Below are 19,938 nucleotides of genomic sequence, written 5' to 3'. Positions count from 1 at the left end.
ATCCAGACAAGCATGTATTATGAAAATATACGTTTAGTGTGTTTCTTTGCACAAAGGAACCATTATGATTGAATTACCGGTAGTCGAAGTAGAGAAGGCAAAAAAAAGACAGAAACCTGATTGGTTGAGGGTCAAATTGCCTGTAGGTCAAGCGTACGCCAATGTGCGCAAGATTGTAGACGAAAACAAACTCCACACCATTTGCGAAAGCGGTAATTGTCCCAACATGGGCGAGTGCTGGGGAGAAGGTACTGCGACCTTTATGATCCTTGGCAATGTTTGTACCCGTAGCTGTACCTTCTGTGCAGTCGCTACTGGCCGACCCCCAGAGTACGACGAAAAAGAACCCCTCCGTGTCGCAGAAGCCATCCATACGATGGGTGTCAAACATGCCGTATTGACCTCCGTCAACCGGGACGAACTCAAAGACCGTGGGGCCGAAATCTGGTACCAAACCGTCGTAGAAACCAAAAGACTCTCCCCCAACACCACCATCGAGACTCTCATCCCTGACACCAAAGGCAAATGGGATGCTCTCTACCGAATGATCGATGGAGGACAAGAGGTCGTCTCTCACAACATGGAAACTGTCGAAAGACTCTACCGAAGAGTGAGACCACAAGCGAAATACCAACGCAGTTTGGATCAAATCAAATTGACCAACGAGTACGGCAAGCGTACCAAAAGTGGCATCATGCTCGGACTCGGTGAAACCGAAGACGAAGTATACAAAGCCATGGATGACTTGGTCGCTCACGGACTACATATCTTGACTCTAGGTCAATACCTACAGCCTACCAAGATGCATATCGAAGTGGCCGAGTTTATACACCCCGATCAGTTTGACAAATACAGAGAAGAAGGATTGAAACGTGGGTTGAAATATGTGGAATCTGGACCACTCGTCCGATCATCCTACCATGCCGAACGTCACGTCAACGTGCCTATCTGATCACTCGAATGTTTTCTTTGGCGATGAACGAAAGCCTCTCCAGATGACCTGTTTCGTACAGTTCATCTAGGTTTTCGACGGCCACTGTACTGTCTGAGGTCTGGTAGTTGATATAATCTTGAAAAAGGATACCGAGGATTTTTTGTCGATGAACAGCTTGCCTAAAGCGCGTCCCTGTCCCGTTTTCTCCCTGATAAGAATACCCCAAAAAATCCACTGTATGCTTGTCCTCATGCACCCAAAACACGAAAGTGTCATGGTGATGATCCACCCCTCTCTTTTCGTATAGCACCTTGACTTTGTAGTACATCTGCCCATTCACAATGTTCTTGCCCACATACTCTTTGCTTAGACTTGGAGCATTGATCCCATAGGGGAGTTGAAAAAACGACACGACTGATTCGATCTCATGCTCAACCTCTCGTTCCTCTTCTTGAGTCACCGTGACAATCTCCCCATTGAGCTCTCGCCTAAACACACTGTCCCTGCTCACGTGATCTGTCACCATACCTAGGGAGTCGTCTACATACGTTCGAGCATACTCGTTGAGCCCCTTGCGGTGATCGATCGTGAAATGTTTTTTTCGAAAATCAAACTCCACCAGGTACTTGTCAAACCCAGAAGCTCCATGTGCTTTGATCGCAGCATCCAAAATCTCCTGCGGAGATTGGTGATCGATACAAGATGTACAAAGGAGCAAGGCTAAAATAACGGTCAATGATTTCATGTGTGGCATACGATTGTCTGGTCAAACGAACGAATGCAAAATAAGTTTATCCGATGACCTCTCCACATACCTGCGCGAAAATTACAGCATCAATTTGTGAGCCAACTCTCGGTAAGATGCTCCCACTGGGATCATCTCTTCGCCTACTTTCACTCGATTGCCTTCGAGGTGCTGTACATGATGTTTGTTGACAATGAATGACTTATGTACCCGAATGAATCCTTGCTTTTGCAACAAGCTCTCGATGGACTTGAGAGATTCGAGTGCGATGATCTTCCGCTTGCCTTCGAGGTGGTAGGTCACGTACTCCCTCAACCCCTCGATATATAGAATAGAACCGATCTTTACCTTGTGCAGCTTATGGTCTGCTTTGATGACCATATACTCCTCCGTGATCGATGCTGGAGTATACACTGTCCCTGCTTGACGCAACCGGATGAGGTCTATGGCCTTGTTGATCGCTGACAAAAACCGATCCAGTGGGAAGGGCTTCAAAAGGTAATCCACCACATCCAACTCGTACCCCACCAGCGCATACTCTTGATAGGCCGTCGTAAAAATCGTCACAGGCTTTTTGCTCAAGCTCTTGAGCAAATCCACTCCTGTCAAATCCGGCATCTGTATGTCCAACAACAACACATCCACATCGGTCTCATTCATTTTGGACATGGCTTCCATGGAATTTTTGCACGTGCCGACCAACTCTAGGTGCGGCACTTTCTCGACATAGCTCGCCAACAAAGCACGAGCAGGCTGCTCGTCATCGACGATGAGACATTTATACTTTTGATCAGACATTGAGTTCCAATTTGATTTCGAATATCCCCTTGGAGTCATTGACATACAAGTCATAGTGCACACCATAGACCAACTGCAAACGGCGCTCGACATTCTTCATCCCGATACCGGGGGTCTTATCCTTGGCACCTTCTCGATCCGACAGGCTATTCTTACAATGAAATGTAATTTTGCTGCCCCGGGTTGCTAGGTTCACCTCGATAAATGCCTCTTTGGACTCTGCCAAGTTGCCATGCTTGAAGCTGTTTTCAACAAATGGCAGCAGCAGCATCGGAGCTATCATCAACTGCCCATCGACCCCCTCTGCTTTGAAACTTACCTGATTGATATGGCCCTCTTCCTTGAGGCACTGTAATCTGATGTAATGCTCGATATAGGCCACCTCCTTGTCCAGCGGCACCATCGCATGATCAGAATCGTAAATCGTATAGCGGAGGATCTCCGAGAGCTGCTGGATCGCTTGTGGAGCCAAATCCGACTTGACCGATGCGAGATAGTAGAGGTTGTTGAGAGTATTGAACAAAAAATGCGGATTGATCTGCGACTTGAGCAGTTTGGACTCAGCCTCTAAAGATTCATTGCGCAACTTGAGCATCTCTTCATCTTTCTTTTTCTTGCTCCGCACGTTGAAATAAATCGCGGAGATAAACAACGCCAAAAAAGAGGATATCGTCAACCCAATCACCCTCGGGTGCAGTACAGGTTTGTTTTTTCGGTCAAAACGCTGCAACGGTGGCGGTTTCCTATCCATCTCTCGGCCCATAGGGGTGTCAAACCTCTTCTCACTGAATTTGTCAAAAGACGGATGAGGGCCAAAATCCCCCATCACGCTGGTCCTCTGGACTCCATACATGAGCAGTGCCAGAACGAACACCAACTGCATCACATACAATACCACACGCTTCTGCTCCAGAAACTTGGGCATCAAGTAGTCTGCATTCAAGTAAAAAATAAAAGCATGAACCGCCGCTATCAATGACGCACGCTCTACCGCTACAGTCAACTCTTCAAAGGAGTAAATGGTCAACACGAGGATGTTGACATAAGCAACCCACACTAAAATGTGCAGAAATATGGAGCGGTCTATTTTCATGTTTACTTCTATCAACTACAATTTTAACCCCTTAGATACGACTTTCGTCCGTTTTTCAACCAACAAAACATCACCCTCTACATACACTTCTTTTTTTTCAACCTACCCCGTCGCAGCACACTGATTGAACGAGTCCGCACACTGATTGAAATATCACTGCGGTTGGTTGAATATCTTTTCTAAAACAAAAGATATTCATTTCTATTGAGCATGGATAGAGTCAGCAGCAGTTTTTGAGGATGTCCTGTACAAAACACCAAGTATACGGGGGCACTTGTATGGCGCCTCAAAACGCTTCGTGATAAAACTCTAATTGGTTAGTCAGTTTAAGTACGTCTCTTGGAGGAGATTACTTAAAATCTAATTGGGTGAGTTCAGACGGATCTCACCCAATTTTCATTTCTGGCTTAGCATTCCCATCATTCTCCCCTAATATTGTGCTCAGATCACAGTGCACATGAAAGAAGAAACACCCCTCGTCAGCATCATCATGGCGGTCAAAGACACCGCTCCCTACCTCCACGCCTGCATCGACTCGATCATCGCCCAGACCTACCCCCACTGGGAACTCATAGCCGTCAACGACCACAGCACAGACGATACCCCCGCGATACTACAAGCCTACGCAGCACAAGACAGCCGCATCCGTGTATTCGATAGCGACAGACCCAAGCTGATCCCCACCCTCCAAGTCGCATACGCTCAGGCCAAAGGCTCGCTGATCAACCGCATGGACTCGGACGACAAGATGCCCGACTACAAACTGGACGTACTCGTCCAAGAATGGAACAAATACGGCAAGGGGCACGTCATCGGCGGGGGCACGGAGCACTTCGTAGACGAGGGAGAAGTCGGAGATGGTTTTCGTCGCTACGAAATCTGGCTCAACGATATCGCCCGTCGCTCTGCGCACTACGAAGAGATCTACAAAGAATGTGTGATCCCCTCCCACTCCTGGATCATCCACCGCGACGACTTTGATCACGTGGGGGCATTTGACCCGATCGTCTACCCAGAGGACTATGACCTGTGTTTTCGCTTCTACCGTGCCAAACTCAAAGTCATCGGGATCGATGTGGTACTCCACCACTGGCGAGACCGCTCCAACCGCATCTCACGGACATGGGACGAGTACAAAGACAACCGCTACTTCGACCTCAAGACCCGCTACTTCTACGAACTAGACAGAGACACGTCACGTCCACTCGTGCTCTGGGGGGCAGGACGCAACGGCAAGGACATGGCCAAGATATTGATCCAAAATCAGGACACTTTTCACTGGGTGTGTGACAATGAACGCAAGATCGGCAAGGACGTCTACGAGGTGCGCATGGAGCACTACGACGTGATCCCCTCCCTCGACAATCCCCAAATTATGATCGTCGTATCTTCGCCTGACGGCAAAAAAGAAATCAAGGAGACATTGAACGCTTGGGGCAAAAAACCAGTGAAGGACTATTGGTTTTTTGCTTGACCGGTCTGGTCACGTAGACAAAGCATAGTTGCTCTATCAGCAAGACTCGATCGAGAATCCCAGCTCAGCAAAAACCCTCCTTACAAGGCTTGAAGGCGGTTTTCATCCCTCCTTTTTCGATCACGTGTGTTTGCTCGATCAAACACACGTGTTCCGAGCCCCAAACACACGTGATTGGAAGGTCGAACACACGTGATTGGAAGACCGAACACACGTGTTTGTTTTGAGGGCTATTTGATGTCGCTTTATGAGGTGCTTTGAGATCGTAAATCTAGAGAGGAAATTCACTTCCTATCCCCTTCAGCAATCCAATCTACTAATCACACAATCTCTAGAATCAAGGCTAGCCTATCATGACATCTCGACGGTAGGAGAGGTACCATGATAGATGTCGAGAATGGCAGATCGAACAAAGTGCCCTCGTCATTTCGACAGAGCATGATTGTCCCATGGGCAAGCACGCGACGAGAAATCTCGCTCGGCTAGCACTGCACTTTCCAATCCACTCTGCCACCAGAGCATGAGACTCCTCGTCGTAGCGCAGGACTCACGTCCCATCTACTCTCTCGGAGTGACGGTGGTATTTTCGGACTGTGATGAAAAGATTATTCTAACGCATCGAACAAATCCTTCCACTCAGGGTTCATTTCGTTGACTAAAGCATCCTTCTTTTCTCTGCGGTATTTCTTGATTTGTTTTTCGCGAGCGATGGCCTCCTCTATGCTATGAAAGCCCTCGAAATAGACCAGTTTAAAGGCATTGTACCGAGCGGTAAAGCTCTTGGGATAAAGCTTGCCTTTGTGCTTCTGTACCCGAGCAATCAGATTTGATGTCACACCTATGTACAGTACAGTGTGGCGCGAATTGGTCATAAAATAAACTGCCCCTCCATGAATCATCCATGAAAGATATCGAGAATGGCAGATCGAACAAAGTACCCTCGTCATTTCGACAGAGCATGATTGTCCCATGGGCAAGCACGCGACGATAAATCTCGCTCGGATAGCACTGCACTTTCCAATCCACTCTGCCAACAGAGCATGAGACTCCTCGTCGTAGCGCAGGACTCACGCCCTCTCTACTCTGTCAGAGTGACGGTGATTTTTGGGGGCTTACTAGGATATTGAGGAAGGGAATTACTTATCCCGAAACTCCTAGCCCCTTCAACAATCCAATCTACTAATCATACAATCTCTAGAATCAAGGCTAGCCTATCATGTCATCTCGACGGCAGGAGAGATTTATGTGCGTTACCCCCAAATTACTTATGCATTAACATGCGTTAAAAGCATATTATACAGGAGCCAAATTTCTAGAAGAAACCCTATATTTGTCCTCCCGTATTCGAATGATTGATTAAGATGCTTCCCCTTCCACAGTTGCATTCAATCATTGTTTTTATTAGAAAATTTTACTGGATTTGAAGACTAGCCAATGTCCCTCAGTAAGGGACGTAAAGTATCTACTATTGCCCATACATTGGTGGATGGTTGATCTATTGTGCTAAACAAATTTATACTCAACATAACTATGAGAATTTCATTCTTTTCTTTCTTCAGGCATACAATCAGCCTGATTTGTTTTATCTGCTTGACATCAAGCGCTCTGTTTGCTCAGTGTCCCACTAAAAACGATTTGGCCAATGGGGGTGTTTTTAGTGGGGACTGCACGGTAAACGTCGGTGATGAAATAGAGATTACCGGTGCGGTAATTTGGACGAGCGGAAGGCTGACCATCAATGGAGGTGACGGAGATGTGATTATTGAGAATAATGGCAGCATCACCATCCAAGACGGGGCAACACTGGATCTGGATGACGGAGATCTTTATATAGAAGATGGAGGCACGCTCACCGTAGAGTCCGGCGGTGCGGTAGAGGTTCTTGACAATGGTCGCGACATTTTTGTGTCTGGTGATTTAGAATTGGAAGCTGGCTCTTCTATGGAGGTAGCCGACTTTGCCTACATAGAAGATACTGGCGATGTATCGATATCTGGGGACTTTGTGACAGGTGATGATATAGAAATAGACGGAGGGAGAGTCGTAGTAAAGAATGGCGGCAGCCTAGAATCTGGAGACAACATCGATGTATATGGCGATGGTGTACTCAGGATTGACGAGGGAGGCAGTGCCGATGCAAATAGAGATTTGAGCAATAATGATGGAAACGATAACGAGGACAATGATGACGGGGCACAGGCCACCATCATTGTCAATGGTACACTGACAGTAGCTGACGATGTAGTCATAGAGGATACTGACCCCTCAAGCATTTTGACAGGTTCGGGGACCATCACCGTGGAGAATGATTTTACAGATGAGGAAAATGGGGAATTCTCAAATTGTGACGGAAGTGGGGGGGCCTGCGAAGCAGAAGAGCCAGCCTATACCTGTGGCGAAGGCACAGCATGTACGCCGAGTGGATGCCCTACAGCGGCTGAATTGGAGGCCGGTGGCGTATTTTGCGGCAATTGTACGATAGACGATGATATTTCTATAGAAAACGATGTCTGCTGGGTCAGTGGCAATCTAGTGATAGAAGACGGAGATCTCAATATAGTCGATGAAGCCACGTTGACCGTCGTAGGAGGCTCTATCGCCATAGAGGACGGAGATGTGGAAGTGCAGGAGGGCACGCTACTGGTACTGTCAGGGGCGATCTTCGAAGTAGACGAAGAATTGGTAGTAGATGCAGATGGCAAGGTAGACATCAGCGGGACTGTAACTACCGGCAGCAACGGTGGCACAGGGGTAGAAATAGATGAAGGAACAGTCGTCGTGAGGGATGGCGGCACGCTTACATCTGGGCAAGACATAGACATGTCAGATGGAGCCGTATTGGTCGTACAAGAGGGCGGCACTGTCAACATCATCAACGGAGGAGACCTAGAAAATGACGGGCCTGCCACGGTGATAGTAGACGGTACCCTCAATGTAGATGATGATGTCGACTTTGAGAGTTCTGATCCTGGCAGCACCATCACTGGTACAGGTACCATCAACGTAGATGGCGATTTTGATGACGGAGATGGAGGGACATTTTCAGGTTGTGCTGGAGGGGACACTTGCGAGGCGGTAGCAGACGATAGTTGTGACGAGTCCACCGTATGCACCGAAAATAGCTGTCCTATCAACGAAAACGACCTGAGTAATGGAGGCACCTTTTGTGGAGATTGCTATCTCGACATAGGCAATACAGTCAGAATAGAAGCAGATGTCTGCTGGGTGAGTGGCACCCTTACGCTGGATGGAGATGGACAAGATGGAGAGTTTGATCTAGAGACGGGAGTGACGTTTACAGTAGTGGGCGGCACAGTCATAGTAGAAGATGGCGGTGCAGATGTGATGACGGGATCTACCCTTACTATCCTGGATGGAGGCACATTTGTCATAGATGATGAGCTCAGAATAGATGAGGCTGGTACTGTCATAGTAAATGGAGTGCTCGAAGTGGGCAACAACATTGATATCGGAGAGACTTCCTCTGGTTCTCTGATCGTAGACGGTGGACAAATAGACACGGAATCTATTGACAATGACACCCCAGGAAACCTGGATGATTTGCCTGACAATGTGGTCATCGAAAATGGAGGAGCTATCAATACGACCGAGGGGTCACTTCCAGTAGATTGGGTTTCTTTTACCGCATCACTTGATAATGATGAAAAAGATGTGCTACTCAAGTGGCGTACGGGCTCTGAGATTTCAAACGATGGTTTCTATGTTGAAAAGAGCATAGACGGACAAAATTTTGAGGAGATCGGATTTGTAAAAGGCAATGGAAATATCAATATCGCCAGCAGCTATCAATTTGTCGACTCTGATTTTGGGAATTCTGCCTACTATAGGTTGAAACAAGTAGACTTTGATGGGAAGTATGATTTTAGTCCGACTGTCCACGTGACCAAATCCAAAACAACAACCCTTCTAAAGCGCCTAAATTTTTATCCCAACCCATCCAGTCAGGAAATTGCAATCGATGGTTTGCCAGAAGGGCTGTATAGTGTTTTGCTTGTTGATATCACAGGCAGCCTTTTGCTTCAGCTATCAGGTGTATCACCCCAGCAAGCCCTGATGCAAATCAATGACGTTTTGAGCAATCACCACTCGGGTACGTTTGTGGTAAAATTCGTGAACCCTGGCTATTCTAGTTTTGGTACGATTATAAGACATTAAGAAATCTCTCTCCCTGTATCATGTGTCCCTGTGGACATTTGATACAGGGACTTACCTTTTGAGGTGACGATAGTTTACCCTTGCCCCATCAGGTACCACCCCCAAAAGAACAGATTGAGAAAAAGCGCCGAGATCAGGTTCAGATGCATCGTGCGTTGGTAGTTGGCCTGGGAGGGGTCTTTTCTGACCTTGAGGTACCAGCTGAAAAAATAAGCCATGACAGGGAGTAGACTCACCTGAAAGGCTACCGCGATCCTCCAATCGAAGTAGAGATAGAAGTAGGCCAGAAAGCCCATATTCGAAAAGAAGAAAAACACGCCAGTGAAGTGGAAGGTACCTCGCCTGCCTAACATGAGGCTAATCGTACGGTCTCCACGCTTCGCATCCTCCTCGTGCTGATAGACCTGCGTCATGGGGTAGCTGCCCATCAGTAGCAGTGAACTCAGTACCGCAGGCACTTGCCACTCCCAGCGTCCCAATGCTACCAAATCCACCTGACAAAGCCCCACCACGACCATCATAAATGTGAAGTATCCCTGAAAAATACCTGTTGCCAACCAGCCAACGATCGGCATAGCTTTGAGACGAATAGACGGATGACTGTAGGCTTTGGACACCAGCCCATACATCAGGAGCATCACCACAAACCTCCACGACAACAAAGCCCCAAGTATCATCGCCAGCCCATCCATAGCTACCGCCCACCAATACAACTCCAGACTGGTTTTGGGAGGGGTCTTGAGTCCACCAATACTCCCTTCGTCCTTGTCAAAATAAGAATTGTAACCATTGCTAGCAGGATAAAGCAACAGGTGCAACACCACAAAAACAAGTACCACCGGCTGCCATGCATTCACTCCCGTCACTGCCAACGCAAAAGCGAAAACCGGCATCAAAAAGAATGAAAAGGGGAAACGAAGATGTAAAAATGTAGATTTGGTCATTTTTGGAAATTACACACTTATATGTCAAGTGAAAATAGTGAAAGGCATAAATAATAATTATTTTCCATCCCCTAACTGTATTGGCAATGCAGTTCACAGTTTTTCACAAACCCCAACAAATGAGCGCATACATCACCTCCATAGGCACAGCCAACCCAGACAACAAATACAAACAAGAAGACATTGCCAACTTCATGTGTGCCAATCTACCCCTCAGTGAGGATGAGCAACGCAAACTCCGAATGCTCTACCGTGCCACAGGGATCTCCGAACGCTATTCTGTCCTCGATGACTACAAGCATCACAACGGAAATTTCAAGTTTTTTGAAAACACGCCAGACCTCCAACCCTTCCCGAGCACGAGTACCCGCATGAAGCTCTACCGTCAACAAGCCGTCCCGCTCTCCATCTCAGCCATCACCAATTGCCTCAACGGGCACAAGCTCTCTTCCTTCACACACTTGATCACTGTCAGCTGCACAGGGATGTATGCCCCTGGGCTCGATGTAGACCTCATCAAAACACTCAACCTCAGCCCAAACATCAACCGCACCAGCATCAACTTCATGGGTTGCTATGCCGCCATGAATGCCCTCGGTCTAGCCAAACTCATCTGTGGTAGCCAAGAAGCCAAAGTCCTCATCGTCTGTGTAGAACTCTGTACCATCCATCTCCAGTCCAACCACAACGAAGACAATCTACTGGCTCATAGCTTGTTTTCGGATGGTGCAGCAGCAGTCGTCGTACAATCCGAGCCTCAAAAGCATGCACTACAGATCGTCTCCAACTCTAGCCAGCTCGCCATCAGCGGCAAAAACGACATGGCTTGGCATATTGGAGATTTTGGATTCGAAATGGCACTCACCTCCTATGTACCCGATATCATCAAAAGCGGCATCCACGAGCTCACTACTCAGCTCCTCGCACAAACCAACCTCGACCTCTCACAGATCGACACCTACGCCATCCACCCTGGTGGCAAAAAAATACTAGAAGCCATCGAGCATGAGCTCGGACTGAGCAAAACAGACAATAGACACGCCTACGATGTGCTCAGGTACTATGGCAACATGTCTTCACCGACCATTCTATTTGTCCTGCAGCGCGTACTCCAAGAACAGCAAACCGGTCAAAACATACTCTCTTTCGCCTTTGGCCCTGGACTCACCATGGAAAGCATCTTATTCAAGTCGCATTGATATGTTCAGATTTCTCAAGCAGCGATCACAACAAGAAGAATTGATGGACGATTTTGCCTGTCAAGGAGAGGTCGTACACCAAACGCTACGCGAGCTCCACAGTATCAACACCTACCTCGGAGGCACGGCACTTTCTCTTCGCGGTATCCATACACTCACACAGCTCAAACCCAAGCTAGCCTATAGTCTCGTCGATCTAGGCTGTGGTGGAGGAGATACGCTCAAAGTCATCGAAGGATGGTCCCACAAAAAAAAGCTCCCCATGACCTTGACAGGTATAGATGCCAACCCACACATCATCACCTACGCCAAACAAAATACGGTGAACCATTCAGACATCCATTTCGAGGCATTGGATGTCTTTGGCGAAGAGTTCCAGTCACAGAGTTATGATATCGCACATTGCAGCTTGTTTTTGCACCACTTCCGTGAAAAGGAACTTGTCAACCTCCTGCGCCGACTCTACGAGCAAGTCTCCACTGGCATAGTCATCAACGACCTTCACCGTCACCCTATCTCCTACTACTTCACCAAATGGCTACTCACCGCATGGTCTCGCTCCGAAATGGTACGCTACGACAGTGTGCTCTCAGTCGCCCGATCGTTCACTCGCCGAGAGCTCAAAAACTGCCTTCAGCAAGCCGAGATCAGCAATTACACATTAAAATGGAAATGGGCATTTCGATGGGAAGTGATCATTTGGAAGGAGTAATAGCTTACTTTACAAACTCATCGTGAGTCGTCACAGTATTCTCAATCGCAGAACTACCCTTTGTTTCTTGCTAGGACAAAGTGTTTAGCAAAACAGCTTGGTTTGAAATAGCTTGGGCGACTCCCTTTAGTTCCACTAGCGGTCGATGAGCCTTCGGCAAAGCTTTTAAAACACGCTTAGTTTCTACATCAGAATATGAAGGAAACGCATCTATAGAGCACTTCATAGGTGAAGATTTCTCGATTTTCTTTACATAGCTACCTTCCTCAGGCAAAAGGGTTTGCGTTTTTACCTAAGGGTTACTCCCTGATCCAGTCTACTTTTTTGTCGATAGGTTTGCGCTTGCTGGTTGGCCATTTGTCTTTGGCGGGCATGCCGATGTATAAGAACCCTAAAAGCAGATCCTTTTTTCCTAGGCCAAAGAAAGGCTTGGCCTCTTCGAGGAATGTCACACCGCCTGTCGACCAATAGCAACCTATCCCATGTGCAGTCGCAGTGAGATGCATATTTTGTACCGCGGCAGCTACCGCACAAATTTCCTCCACCTTACGGATGGACTTGTTGCGTTTCATACCGATCGCGATGACATGCGAACACTCCAAAGGTTTGTTTCGGAGCTTCTTGATTTTGTCCTTGTCTACTTTCTTTCCCTCGGCTTTTTCGACCGCTGCTACCTGTAGATCCCCTAGTGTTTTCAACCCCTCGTCACAAAACACCTTGAATCGCCAAGGCTCTGTCTTTTTATAGGTCGGTGCCCAATTCGCATTTTCGAGCATCTCGGCGATGACCTCATCAGACACACGCTCACCCGAGTACTGCTTGGGGAATATGGACCTCCTGTTTTGAAGCAATTTGCTTACCTCCACTGCATCGAATTTCATAAGACTCCTTTTTAATGTTGAACCAGTTCGGCCGTCAGTTCTTCGTGTACGCTATCCACGGGAATAGCCATACGATCCAGCCTAGCCACATAGACCTGCGAGAGCGAGTCAAACTCCGCTCTGTGCAGAGAATCGATTGGCTCAGATGGCGGCAAATCCACTTTGAGAGCGTCTACCTGTACGCCGTTCTTCCAAAAACGATAGCACAAATGTGGGCCAGTCGCTAGACCCGTAGACCCTACAAAACCGATGGTTTCCCCACGCTTGACTTTCTTGCCAGGTCTCATTCCTGTGGCGATTTTAGACATATGGAGGTACTGCGTCGAGATATTGCCATTGTGCTTGATCTTGACGTAGTTTCCGTTGTTGGACTTGTATCTCGCTTCGGTCACTGTCCCGTCTGCCGCCGCAAAGATCGGCGTACCGCGTGGAGCAGCATAGTCCGTACCGAGATGTGCTTTGAAGCGCTTCTGCACCGGATGATACCTACGCCCCGAGTAGCGCGAACTAATCCGCGTGAAAGTCAAAGGAGCCTTGAGAAACTCTCGACGTAGACTTTCCCCTTTCGGGTCAAAATAATCCTGCCCATCACCTTGATCAAAATAAATACCATAGTAGGGCTCATTGATGTGATTGAAATACGCAGCTTTGATTTTGCCAGATCCGATGTATTCGTCATCCACATAGCGCTCATCATAGATGATTTTGTAGTGATCTCCTTTTTGCACCCCAAAGAAATCCACTTGCCAACCAAACACTTCTGCCAAGTTGTTGACCAAGTCCACGTCCCCTCCTTGATTGAGCATATCGATATAGAGAGAGGTCTGAATATCCCCTGCGAGTTCTTTCTCAACATAGCGAATCTCACGCGAACTCTGATAGATCCCTACGGAATCTCTCAGTTCAAATACAACAAAATCTATTGCATTGGGCTTGTAGATAAAATGTGTCGCTTGCTTGATACTGTCTCCGGAGTACAATACGGTATAGGGCTTGCGCACCCCGAACTTCCGTACATCAAATACTGATTTGGAGTTTTTGGCTGCTTCATTGATCTTCTCATAGGGCACGTTGTATGCCGTGAGGATATCTGCCAGCGTCTCATTGCGCTGGATCTGCCCCTCAAAGACATGCAAAGAATCAATCACAATCCCATAATAGTAGTTGGGCACATAGACGGGAGCCGCTACCGTCACGGTATCCTCCACGATCACTTGCTCCACCTGATCTTGGTCTTGCTCTAGTATAAAAAAATGTACTCCTATCAATGCTACCGCCAGTACGCCGACCGACAGTATTCTTTTTCGTCCCTTCTTTTTCGCCATCTAATGTTGTGCTGCTACTTGGTCACTTGCCCAAAGGCCAGCTTCCCTCGATCTAAAAACTCTACAAAACTAGCAACATTTAAGTCATAGGCTTTGGCAGGAATCAATAATTCACCATTTGTATCCAAGATAACATAATATGGCTGAGCGTTGTTATTGAATCTACTGATCTGAAAATCAGCATTTTTCTTACCTATCGTCTTCTTCATCTTGCCATCGTAGCTCGACTTGACCCATTCGGACTCAGGCAGATCTGTCTTGTCATCGACATACAACGCCAACATTACAAAATCCTCATTGAGACGCTGGAGCACTTGTGGGTCGGACCACACACGGGCTTCCATTTCACGACAGTTGACACAGCCATGCCCAGTAAAATCAATAAATACTGGCTTGTTTTGCTGTTTGGCGCATGCCAATGCTTGGTCGTAATCAAAGTAACCTTGTATCCCGTGTGGGAAATGCAAATCATCTGCATACTTGGGCACTTCACAAATCGTACTTTCGACGGGCCCACTCGCGACCGCACTCAAGTTGAAATCCTGCGAACTCTGTGGTGGCAAATACCCCGCCAAGGCCTTGAGTGGAGCACCAAACATCCCCGGAATCAGATAGACAACAAAGGAAAAGGTAGCGATAGCCAATACTAAACCACCGATAGACGTCTTATCTGACGGTGAGTCGTGGGGAAAACGAATCTTGCCTAATAAATAAAACCCGAGTATCGCGAAAATCACAATCCAGATGGCCAAGTAGACTTCTCTATCTAGAATATGCCAGTGATACGCCTGGTCGGCAATACTGAGAAATTTGAAGGCAAACGCCAGCTCTAGCAAACCAAGAACGACCTTGACACTATTCAACCAACCTCCAGACTTAGGCAGGTTGTTGAGCAAACTCGGAAACAAAGCAAAAACAGTGAATGGCAAAGCGAAAGCAAGAGAAAAAGCGAACATTCCCAAGATAGGTTTGAGAATCTGCCCCCCCGCTGACTCGACCAATATCGTACCGACGAGTGGTCCAGTACAAGAAAAAGACACCACTACTAGGGTAAAGGCCATGAAGAAAATGCCGATCAAACCGCCTTTGTCAGATTGCTTGTCGATGTTGTTCACAAATTTGTTGGGCAAGGTAATCTCAAATAGTCCCAAAAAGGAAAGAGCAAACAAAACAAAGACTGCAAAAAAGATCACATTGGGAATCCAGTTGGTGGCAAGTTCATTGGCCGTCTCGGCTCCCATAAATGGCGCAATCACCGAACCGATGACAGTATAGATCAAGATGATCGATAGTCCATAAAACACGCCCTTCCACTTGGCACCAGAGCCCCCTGTAAAAAAAGACACTGTCATCGGGATCATCGGAAACACACACGGCGTAAAAATAGCAGCCAATCCAGCCAAAAATGCGGCAATCATAAAACCCCAGAGACTATAAGGATCATTGCTACTGCGCTGCGAAAGCAAGCCCTCCTTAACCTCTGAGTCTGGAGATTTTGATTCAGTAGTTGTAGCTACCTCGACTATGGTTTTCGACCCGAGCAGAGGGGCAAAATCAAAATCATCTTCAAAGGGAATGCATTTTCCGTCCACATCCGTACAGACCTGATACGAATAACTACCCGTCACTACTGGATTCTCCTCCACCACTTTGATGGTCTGTTTAAACTGTGCCGTTTTCTTAAAATAAGTATACTCCCCTTCCCAAAGGGAGTCGTATTTCTTTTGGGGATTTACTGGAACGAGCTCTCCGACCAGCTCATAACTCATGTCTGGCTCAAACTCGAAAGTTGTCACCATCGGGCCCAAATCAGGATCAAAATCGGAGGAATAGAGATACCATTGATCGTCGATTTTCACCTCGAAAATCAAATCCACTTCTTGGCCTATGGCAGGCTCAGAAACAGAAATGTCCAAAGACCACTTGGCAGGCTTGAGTATCTGCGCGAGTCCTTGGACACTTTGTAATAATAATATTGTAAATGTAAATGCGATTAATTTCTTCATAATTAGTGATTGCTAACTCAGCCTACTAATCGCAAATTAGGAGAAAAAGTTTCCCCAATGGAAATTATATTCCGAAAGCTGCTTTCACTTGGTCTACATAATCCAGCTTCTCCCAAGTGAAAGTTTCTACTTCTTGCTCAATCGCTCCTGCTGGGCTATTGAACGCGACTGTTTTCACCTCTGGGGTTCTACCCATATGACCATAGGCTGCCGTCTCCGAATAGATCGGGTTCATCAGCTTAAGACGCTTGATCAGAGCTGCAGGCTTCATGTCAAATATCTCTGAAATCTTCGCTGCGATCTGGCCATCATTGAGGTCTACTTTCGCACTACCATAGGTATTGACAAAAATACCCATCGGCTCAGCCACACCGATCGCATACGATACCTGTACCAGTATCTCATCCGCTACACCAGCAGCTACGAGGTTTTTGGCAATGTGACGAGTCGCGTAGGCCGCTGATCGATCCACTTTCGAGGGATCCTTTCCTGAGAAAGCTCCTCCACCATGTGCACCTTTTCCTCCGTAGGTATCGACGATGATTTTTCGTCCTGTCAATCCTGTGTCACCATGAGGTCCACCGATCACAAATTTTCCTGTCGGGTTGATGTGGTATTTGATATCATCGTTGAACAACGCTGCGATCTCAGGCTTCAACCTCGCAATCACACGTGGTATCAAGATTCCAACGATATCCTTTTTGATTTTGTCCAACATCTCAGCCTCTCCCGCAAAATCATCGTGCTGTGTAGACACTACGATCGCATCGATTCGCACGGGCTTATTGTCATCACTGTATTCGATGGTCACTTGAGATTTAGCATCTGGTCTGAGGTAACCTATTTCTTTGTTTTCTCTTCTTAGCAAGGCCAACTCTTGCAACAGCATGTGCGAAAGATCCAAGGCCAACGGCATGTAGTTTTCCGTTTCACTCGTCGCATACCCAAACATCATACCTTGATCTCCTGCTCCTTGCTCCTCTTCGCTTGCTCGCTCTACTCCTTGATTGATATCTGGAGACTGCTCATGAATCGCAGAAATCACCCCACAACTATTGCCGTCAAACTGGTACTCGCCCTTAGTGTATCCGATTTTGTTGATGACGTCTCTGGCCACTTGCTGTACATCGACGTACGAGTTGGTCTTCACTTCGCCACTCAACACCGTCAAGCCAGTAGTTACTAAAGTTTCACATGCTACTTTTGACTGATTGTCAAAAGCCAAAAAATGATCTAAAAGAGAGTCCGAAATCTGATCGGCTACTTTATCTGGGTGTCCTTCAGACACTGACTCAGATGTAAATAAATATGGCATACTAAAATAATTTTCTTGATTAGGTTCGCAAATTAAGTCAATTGATGAGAATAAAAGTCAGGAGTAAATCGAAAAAATAGTTGGAACCTTATGAAGGTCAATCTTTTCTCTTTTCCACTCCTTGATTTTGAGGGTTCGAATATATTGTTCTGGCCCTGTGATTCCTTTGGCGACACATAGTAGTGTCTCTCCACTACATGCCTGTAGCAGTTCTCCAAACAGTTTCTGATTCCGGTACGGTGTATCCATGAATATCTGTGTCTGCCGCTGCTGTATGGCCGCACGCTCCATTTCCTGAATTTTCATTCTCAAATCCTTCTTGTCTATGGGGATATATCCGTGAAACACAAAAGACTGGCCACTAAACCCAGACGCCATCAAAGCCAACAAAATAGAAGACGGACCCGTCAGCGGTACTACTTCGATACCCATCAGGTGCGCCACTGCCACAGCCTCTGCTCCAGGGTCTGCCACTCCCGGACAGCCGGATTCGGACATCACCCCCACATCCTTGCCCTGAGCTACAGCTTCTAGATACTTCTGAATGATCGGTCGTTTGGTCTTTTTATCAAGCACCTCAAACTGCAATTCCTCGATTACCAACCCCAATTTTAATTTACTAATGTACCTACGTGCAGTCCGTACATTTTCTACTAAAAAATAGTCCAACCTCTGAATTACCTCTTTGATCTGTGGGGAAAGCACCTTATCCTCAGTATCATCAGCGATGACTGTCGGAATCAAATATAATTTCCCTCTCATCCTATAAAGTTCATCACCTTGTTGTAAAAATCGTCTGGTTGCTCGGCATGTAGCCAGTGACCCGCGTTCGCCACGGTCTCCAACTCCGCATGAGGAAAAATCTCCTCAATTTCACTCCAATCCTCGTCCAAAATATAATTCGAATTGCCTCCTCGCACAAACAAAGTCTCTGTCTCGATTGGCAAATGGTGACTTAGCGCCTCACCTACCTTCTCAATCTGCTCACTGAGTACAGGTAGGTTCATTTTCCAAGAAAACCCTTCTCCCGACCGCTGTATATTCTTCATCAGAAACGTTCGTGTACCCAAATCGGGGACATACTGCTGGAGCACCTCTTCGGCCTGCTGTCTGGATTCTAAGGCAGAAATCGGCACGGCAGATAGTCCTTCCAGTATCTTCTGATGGTGAGGTGGATATGATTTGGGACCAATGTCCGCCACGATCAACTTGTCCACCTTGTCGGGATAAAATGCCGTGTACTGCATCACGGTCTTGCCTCCCATCGAATGCCCAAGTAGAATCGGATTCTCGATCTCAAGCTCCTCGATAAAATACTCTAAGTCCTCCACCATTTTCTCATAGCCCCATTCCTCCGAATGAAACGATTTACCATGGTTACGCTGATCAATCAGATATACCTGAAAATTCTCCGCAAACCGCTTTCCCAAAGTCAACCAATTGTCCAAAGAACCCAAAAACCCATGTATAATGATCAAGGGCTGTCCCTCTCCAAGCACCTTATAATTCAACAAATCCATTATTTCAACTGTTTTAGGTACATCTGAATTGTATTTTCCAAGCCCAAATATAAGGCATCACACACGAGTGCATGCCCAATCGACACTTCGTCCAAGTATGGCAACTGTTCTTTCAAAAACCGAAGATTATCCAAATCTAGGTCATGGCCTGCATTGACCCCTAAGCCCAGTTGATTGGCCAATTGCCCCGCCTGTGCATAAGCCGCTACTGCGGCTACTTTGTCTTGATGATAGCCAGACGCATAAGGCTCCGTGTACAGTTCCACTCGGTCTGTCCCTACCTTGGCCGCTCCTTCGATTATCTGTTCCGATGGATCTACAAAGATCGATACCCTGACCCCATAAGATTTGATTTGTGCGACGACTTCCTTCAAAAAAGACTCCCGAGCCACCGTGTCCCAGCCTGCATTGGAGGTAATAGCCTCCGGGGGATCGGGCACTAGAGTCGCCTGCGCTGGACGTACCTCCTCAATGAATCGCAAATAGCGAGCATCAGGGTACCCTTCGATATTGAATTCAGTCGTACAGACTTGACTGATCTGATAGACATCATCTGTAGAGATATGTCTCTCATCCGGCCTAGGGTGTACCGTGATCCCTTGTGCACCGAAGCGCTCACAGTCCTTGACAACTTGCACCAAATTGGGGTTATTCGCCCCACGTGCATTTCTAATTGTCGCAATTTTATTTACGTTAACACTGAGTTTTGTCATAAGAATCTAATGAGCTAAAGTATATTGAGCCGCGAATTGGCTTAGAACTGTTTCTAATTAATTTTGCCACAAAATTACACATTTTAAGAGATTAAAAACCATA

Annotated in this window: 17 protein-coding genes; 5 read left to right on the top strand and 12 right to left on the bottom strand. The window is 46.9% G+C overall.

What is annotated here, in order from left to right; genetic code table 11:
- Window positions 1-64 precede the first annotated feature (64 nt).
- On the top strand, window positions 65-952 hold the full coding sequence (gene lipA, locus BFP72_RS18665; RefSeq protein ID WP_099600594.1) for a lipoyl synthase: 888 nt from the start codon (window positions 65-67) through the stop codon (window positions 950-952).
- Here lipA and BFP72_RS18660 read toward each other — a convergent pair.
- The 3 genes from BFP72_RS18660 to BFP72_RS18650 all read right to left on the bottom strand — a co-directional run bounded on the left by BFP72_RS18660 (window position 945) and on the right by BFP72_RS18650 (window position 3,570).
- A complete protein-coding gene (locus BFP72_RS18660; RefSeq protein WP_099600593.1) occupies window positions 945-1,679 on the bottom strand; it encodes a DUF6503 family protein in 735 nt (244 codons plus the stop codon). The genes lipA and BFP72_RS18660 overlap by 8 nt on opposite strands.
- A gap of 81 nt (window positions 1,680-1,760) precedes the next feature.
- A complete protein-coding gene (locus BFP72_RS18655; protein ID WP_099600592.1) occupies window positions 1,761-2,477 on the bottom strand; it encodes a LytTR family DNA-binding domain-containing protein in 717 nt (238 codons plus the stop codon).
- Entirely contained in the window at window positions 2,470-3,570 is a 1,101-nt protein-coding gene (locus BFP72_RS18650) for a sensor histidine kinase (protein WP_099600591.1), read from the bottom strand. The genes BFP72_RS18655 and BFP72_RS18650 overlap by 8 nt, the downstream gene beginning before the upstream one ends.
- Before the next feature lie 457 nt (window positions 3,571-4,027).
- Between BFP72_RS18650 and BFP72_RS18645 the strand changes: the two genes are divergently transcribed.
- Window positions 4,028-5,044: a glycosyltransferase gene (locus BFP72_RS18645; protein WP_099600590.1), complete on the top strand. Its 1,017-nt coding sequence runs from the start codon at window positions 4,028-4,030 to the stop codon at window positions 5,042-5,044.
- A gap of 605 nt (window positions 5,045-5,649) precedes the next feature.
- Here BFP72_RS18645 and BFP72_RS18640 read toward each other — a convergent pair.
- On the bottom strand, window positions 5,650-5,943 hold the full coding sequence (locus tag BFP72_RS18640) for a GIY-YIG nuclease family protein (protein WP_099600589.1): 294 nt from the start codon (window positions 5,941-5,943) through the stop codon (window positions 5,650-5,652).
- A 691-nt stretch (window positions 5,944-6,634) separates the two neighbouring features.
- On the opposite strand from BFP72_RS18640, the gene BFP72_RS18635 reads away from it, so the two are divergent.
- The gene (locus tag BFP72_RS18635) at window positions 6,635-9,220 is read left to right on the top strand and encodes a hypothetical protein (RefSeq protein ID WP_143520132.1); all 2,586 of its coding nucleotides are present in this window, start codon (window positions 6,635-6,637) and stop codon (window positions 9,218-9,220) included.
- 74 nt (window positions 9,221-9,294) lie between these two features.
- Here BFP72_RS18635 and BFP72_RS18630 read toward each other — a convergent pair whose 3' ends face one another.
- The gene (locus BFP72_RS18630; protein WP_255397256.1) at window positions 9,295-10,113 is read right to left on the bottom strand and encodes a UbiA family prenyltransferase; all 819 of its coding nucleotides are present in this window, start codon (window positions 10,111-10,113) and stop codon (window positions 9,295-9,297) included.
- Window positions 10,114-10,283: 170 nt separating this feature from the next.
- Here BFP72_RS18630 and BFP72_RS18625 point away from each other — a divergent pair, with 170 nt between their 5' ends.
- Together BFP72_RS18625 and BFP72_RS18620 are read left to right on the top strand one after the other, a co-directional pair.
- A complete protein-coding gene (locus BFP72_RS18625; RefSeq protein WP_099600844.1) occupies window positions 10,284-11,363 on the top strand; it encodes a type III polyketide synthase in 1,080 nt (359 codons plus the stop codon).
- A gap of 1 nt (window position 11,364) precedes the next feature.
- Window positions 11,365-12,075 (top strand): methyltransferase domain-containing protein, encoded by a 711-nt coding sequence (locus tag BFP72_RS18620; protein WP_099600586.1) that lies wholly within the window; start codon window positions 11,365-11,367, stop codon window positions 12,073-12,075.
- A 299-nt stretch (window positions 12,076-12,374) separates the two neighbouring features.
- Here BFP72_RS18620 and BFP72_RS18615 read toward each other — a convergent pair whose 3' ends face one another.
- The 7 genes from BFP72_RS18615 to BFP72_RS18585 form a co-directional block, all read right to left on the bottom strand.
- Complete coding sequence (locus BFP72_RS18615) at window positions 12,375-12,956, bottom strand: nitroreductase (RefSeq protein WP_099600585.1); 582 nt, start codon at window positions 12,954-12,956, stop codon at window positions 12,375-12,377.
- A gap of 11 nt (window positions 12,957-12,967) precedes the next feature.
- On the bottom strand, window positions 12,968-14,281 hold the full coding sequence (locus BFP72_RS18610; protein WP_099600584.1) for a peptidoglycan DD-metalloendopeptidase family protein: 1,314 nt from the start codon (window positions 14,279-14,281) through the stop codon (window positions 12,968-12,970).
- Window positions 14,282-14,295: 14 nt separating this feature from the next.
- Window positions 14,296-16,287, bottom strand: a complete 1,992-nt coding sequence (locus tag BFP72_RS18605) for a thioredoxin family protein (protein WP_099600583.1) — start codon at window positions 16,285-16,287, stop codon at window positions 14,296-14,298.
- Between the two features lie 64 nt (window positions 16,288-16,351).
- A complete protein-coding gene (gene metK / locus BFP72_RS18600) occupies window positions 16,352-17,602 on the bottom strand; it encodes a methionine adenosyltransferase (protein WP_099600582.1) in 1,251 nt (416 codons plus the stop codon).
- 57 nt (window positions 17,603-17,659) lie between these two features.
- Window positions 17,660-18,364, bottom strand: a complete 705-nt coding sequence (locus tag BFP72_RS18595; protein ID WP_099600581.1) for an SAM-dependent methyltransferase — start codon at window positions 18,362-18,364, stop codon at window positions 17,660-17,662.
- Entirely contained in the window at window positions 18,361-19,122 is a 762-nt protein-coding gene (locus tag BFP72_RS18590) for an alpha/beta fold hydrolase (RefSeq protein ID WP_099600580.1), read from the bottom strand. The genes BFP72_RS18595 and BFP72_RS18590 overlap by 4 nt, the downstream gene beginning before the upstream one ends.
- Complete coding sequence (locus BFP72_RS18585; protein WP_099600579.1) at window positions 19,122-19,835, bottom strand: pyridoxine 5'-phosphate synthase; 714 nt, start codon at window positions 19,833-19,835, stop codon at window positions 19,122-19,124. The genes BFP72_RS18590 and BFP72_RS18585 overlap by 1 nt, the downstream gene beginning before the upstream one ends.
- Between the last annotated feature and the right edge of the window lie 103 nt (window positions 19,836-19,938).

The sequence above is a fragment of the Reichenbachiella sp. 5M10 genome (assembly GCF_002742335.1).
GTDB lineage: Bacteria > Bacteroidota > Bacteroidia > Cytophagales > Cyclobacteriaceae > Reichenbachiella.
Note: the sequence above shows the minus strand (reverse complement) of the source record. Positions and strands in the feature narration are given on the sequence as shown.

What these genes read in the sequence shown, in the direction of transcription:
- BFP72_RS18630 (WP_255397256.1), bottom strand. Translation starts at nt 10,113, where the DNA reads ATGCCGGTTTTCGCTTTTGCGTTGGCAGTGACGGGAGTGAATGCATGG.
- lipA (WP_099600594.1), top strand. Translation starts at nt 65, where the DNA reads ATGATTGAATTACCGGTAGTCGAAGTAGAGAAGGCAAAAAAAAGACAG.
- BFP72_RS18610 (WP_099600584.1), bottom strand. Translation starts at nt 14,281, where the DNA reads ATGGCGAAAAAGAAGGGACGAAAAAGAATACTGTCGGTCGGCGTACTG.
- BFP72_RS18585 (WP_099600579.1), bottom strand. Translation starts at nt 19,835, where the DNA reads ATGACAAAACTCAGTGTTAACGTAAATAAAATTGCGACAATTAGAAAT.
- BFP72_RS18655 (WP_099600592.1), bottom strand. Translation starts at nt 2,477, where the DNA reads ATGTCTGATCAAAAGTATAAATGTCTCATCGTCGATGACGAGCAGCCT.
- BFP72_RS18645 (WP_099600590.1), top strand. Translation starts at nt 4,028, where the DNA reads ATGAAAGAAGAAACACCCCTCGTCAGCATCATCATGGCGGTCAAAGAC.
- BFP72_RS18660 (WP_099600593.1), bottom strand. Translation starts at nt 1,679, where the DNA reads ATGAAATCATTGACCGTTATTTTAGCCTTGCTCCTTTGTACATCTTGT.
- BFP72_RS18625 (WP_099600844.1), top strand. Translation starts at nt 10,284, where the DNA reads ATGAGCGCATACATCACCTCCATAGGCACAGCCAACCCAGACAACAAA.
- BFP72_RS18615 (WP_099600585.1), bottom strand. Translation starts at nt 12,956, where the DNA reads ATGAAATTCGATGCAGTGGAGGTAAGCAAATTGCTTCAAAACAGGAGG.
- BFP72_RS18590 (WP_099600580.1), bottom strand. Translation starts at nt 19,122, where the DNA reads ATGGATTTGTTGAATTATAAGGTGCTTGGAGAGGGACAGCCCTTGATC.
- BFP72_RS18605 (WP_099600583.1), bottom strand. Translation starts at nt 16,287, where the DNA reads ATGAAGAAATTAATCGCATTTACATTTACAATATTATTATTACAAAGT.
- metK (WP_099600582.1), bottom strand. Translation starts at nt 17,602, where the DNA reads ATGCCATATTTATTTACATCTGAGTCAGTGTCTGAAGGACACCCAGAT.
- BFP72_RS18650 (WP_099600591.1), bottom strand. Translation starts at nt 3,570, where the DNA reads ATGAAAATAGACCGCTCCATATTTCTGCACATTTTAGTGTGGGTTGCT.
- BFP72_RS18640 (WP_099600589.1), bottom strand. Translation starts at nt 5,943, where the DNA reads ATGATTCATGGAGGGGCAGTTTATTTTATGACCAATTCGCGCCACACT.
- BFP72_RS18595 (WP_099600581.1), bottom strand. Translation starts at nt 18,364, where the DNA reads ATGAGAGGGAAATTATATTTGATTCCGACAGTCATCGCTGATGATACT.
- BFP72_RS18620 (WP_099600586.1), top strand. Translation starts at nt 11,365, where the DNA reads ATGTTCAGATTTCTCAAGCAGCGATCACAACAAGAAGAATTGATGGAC.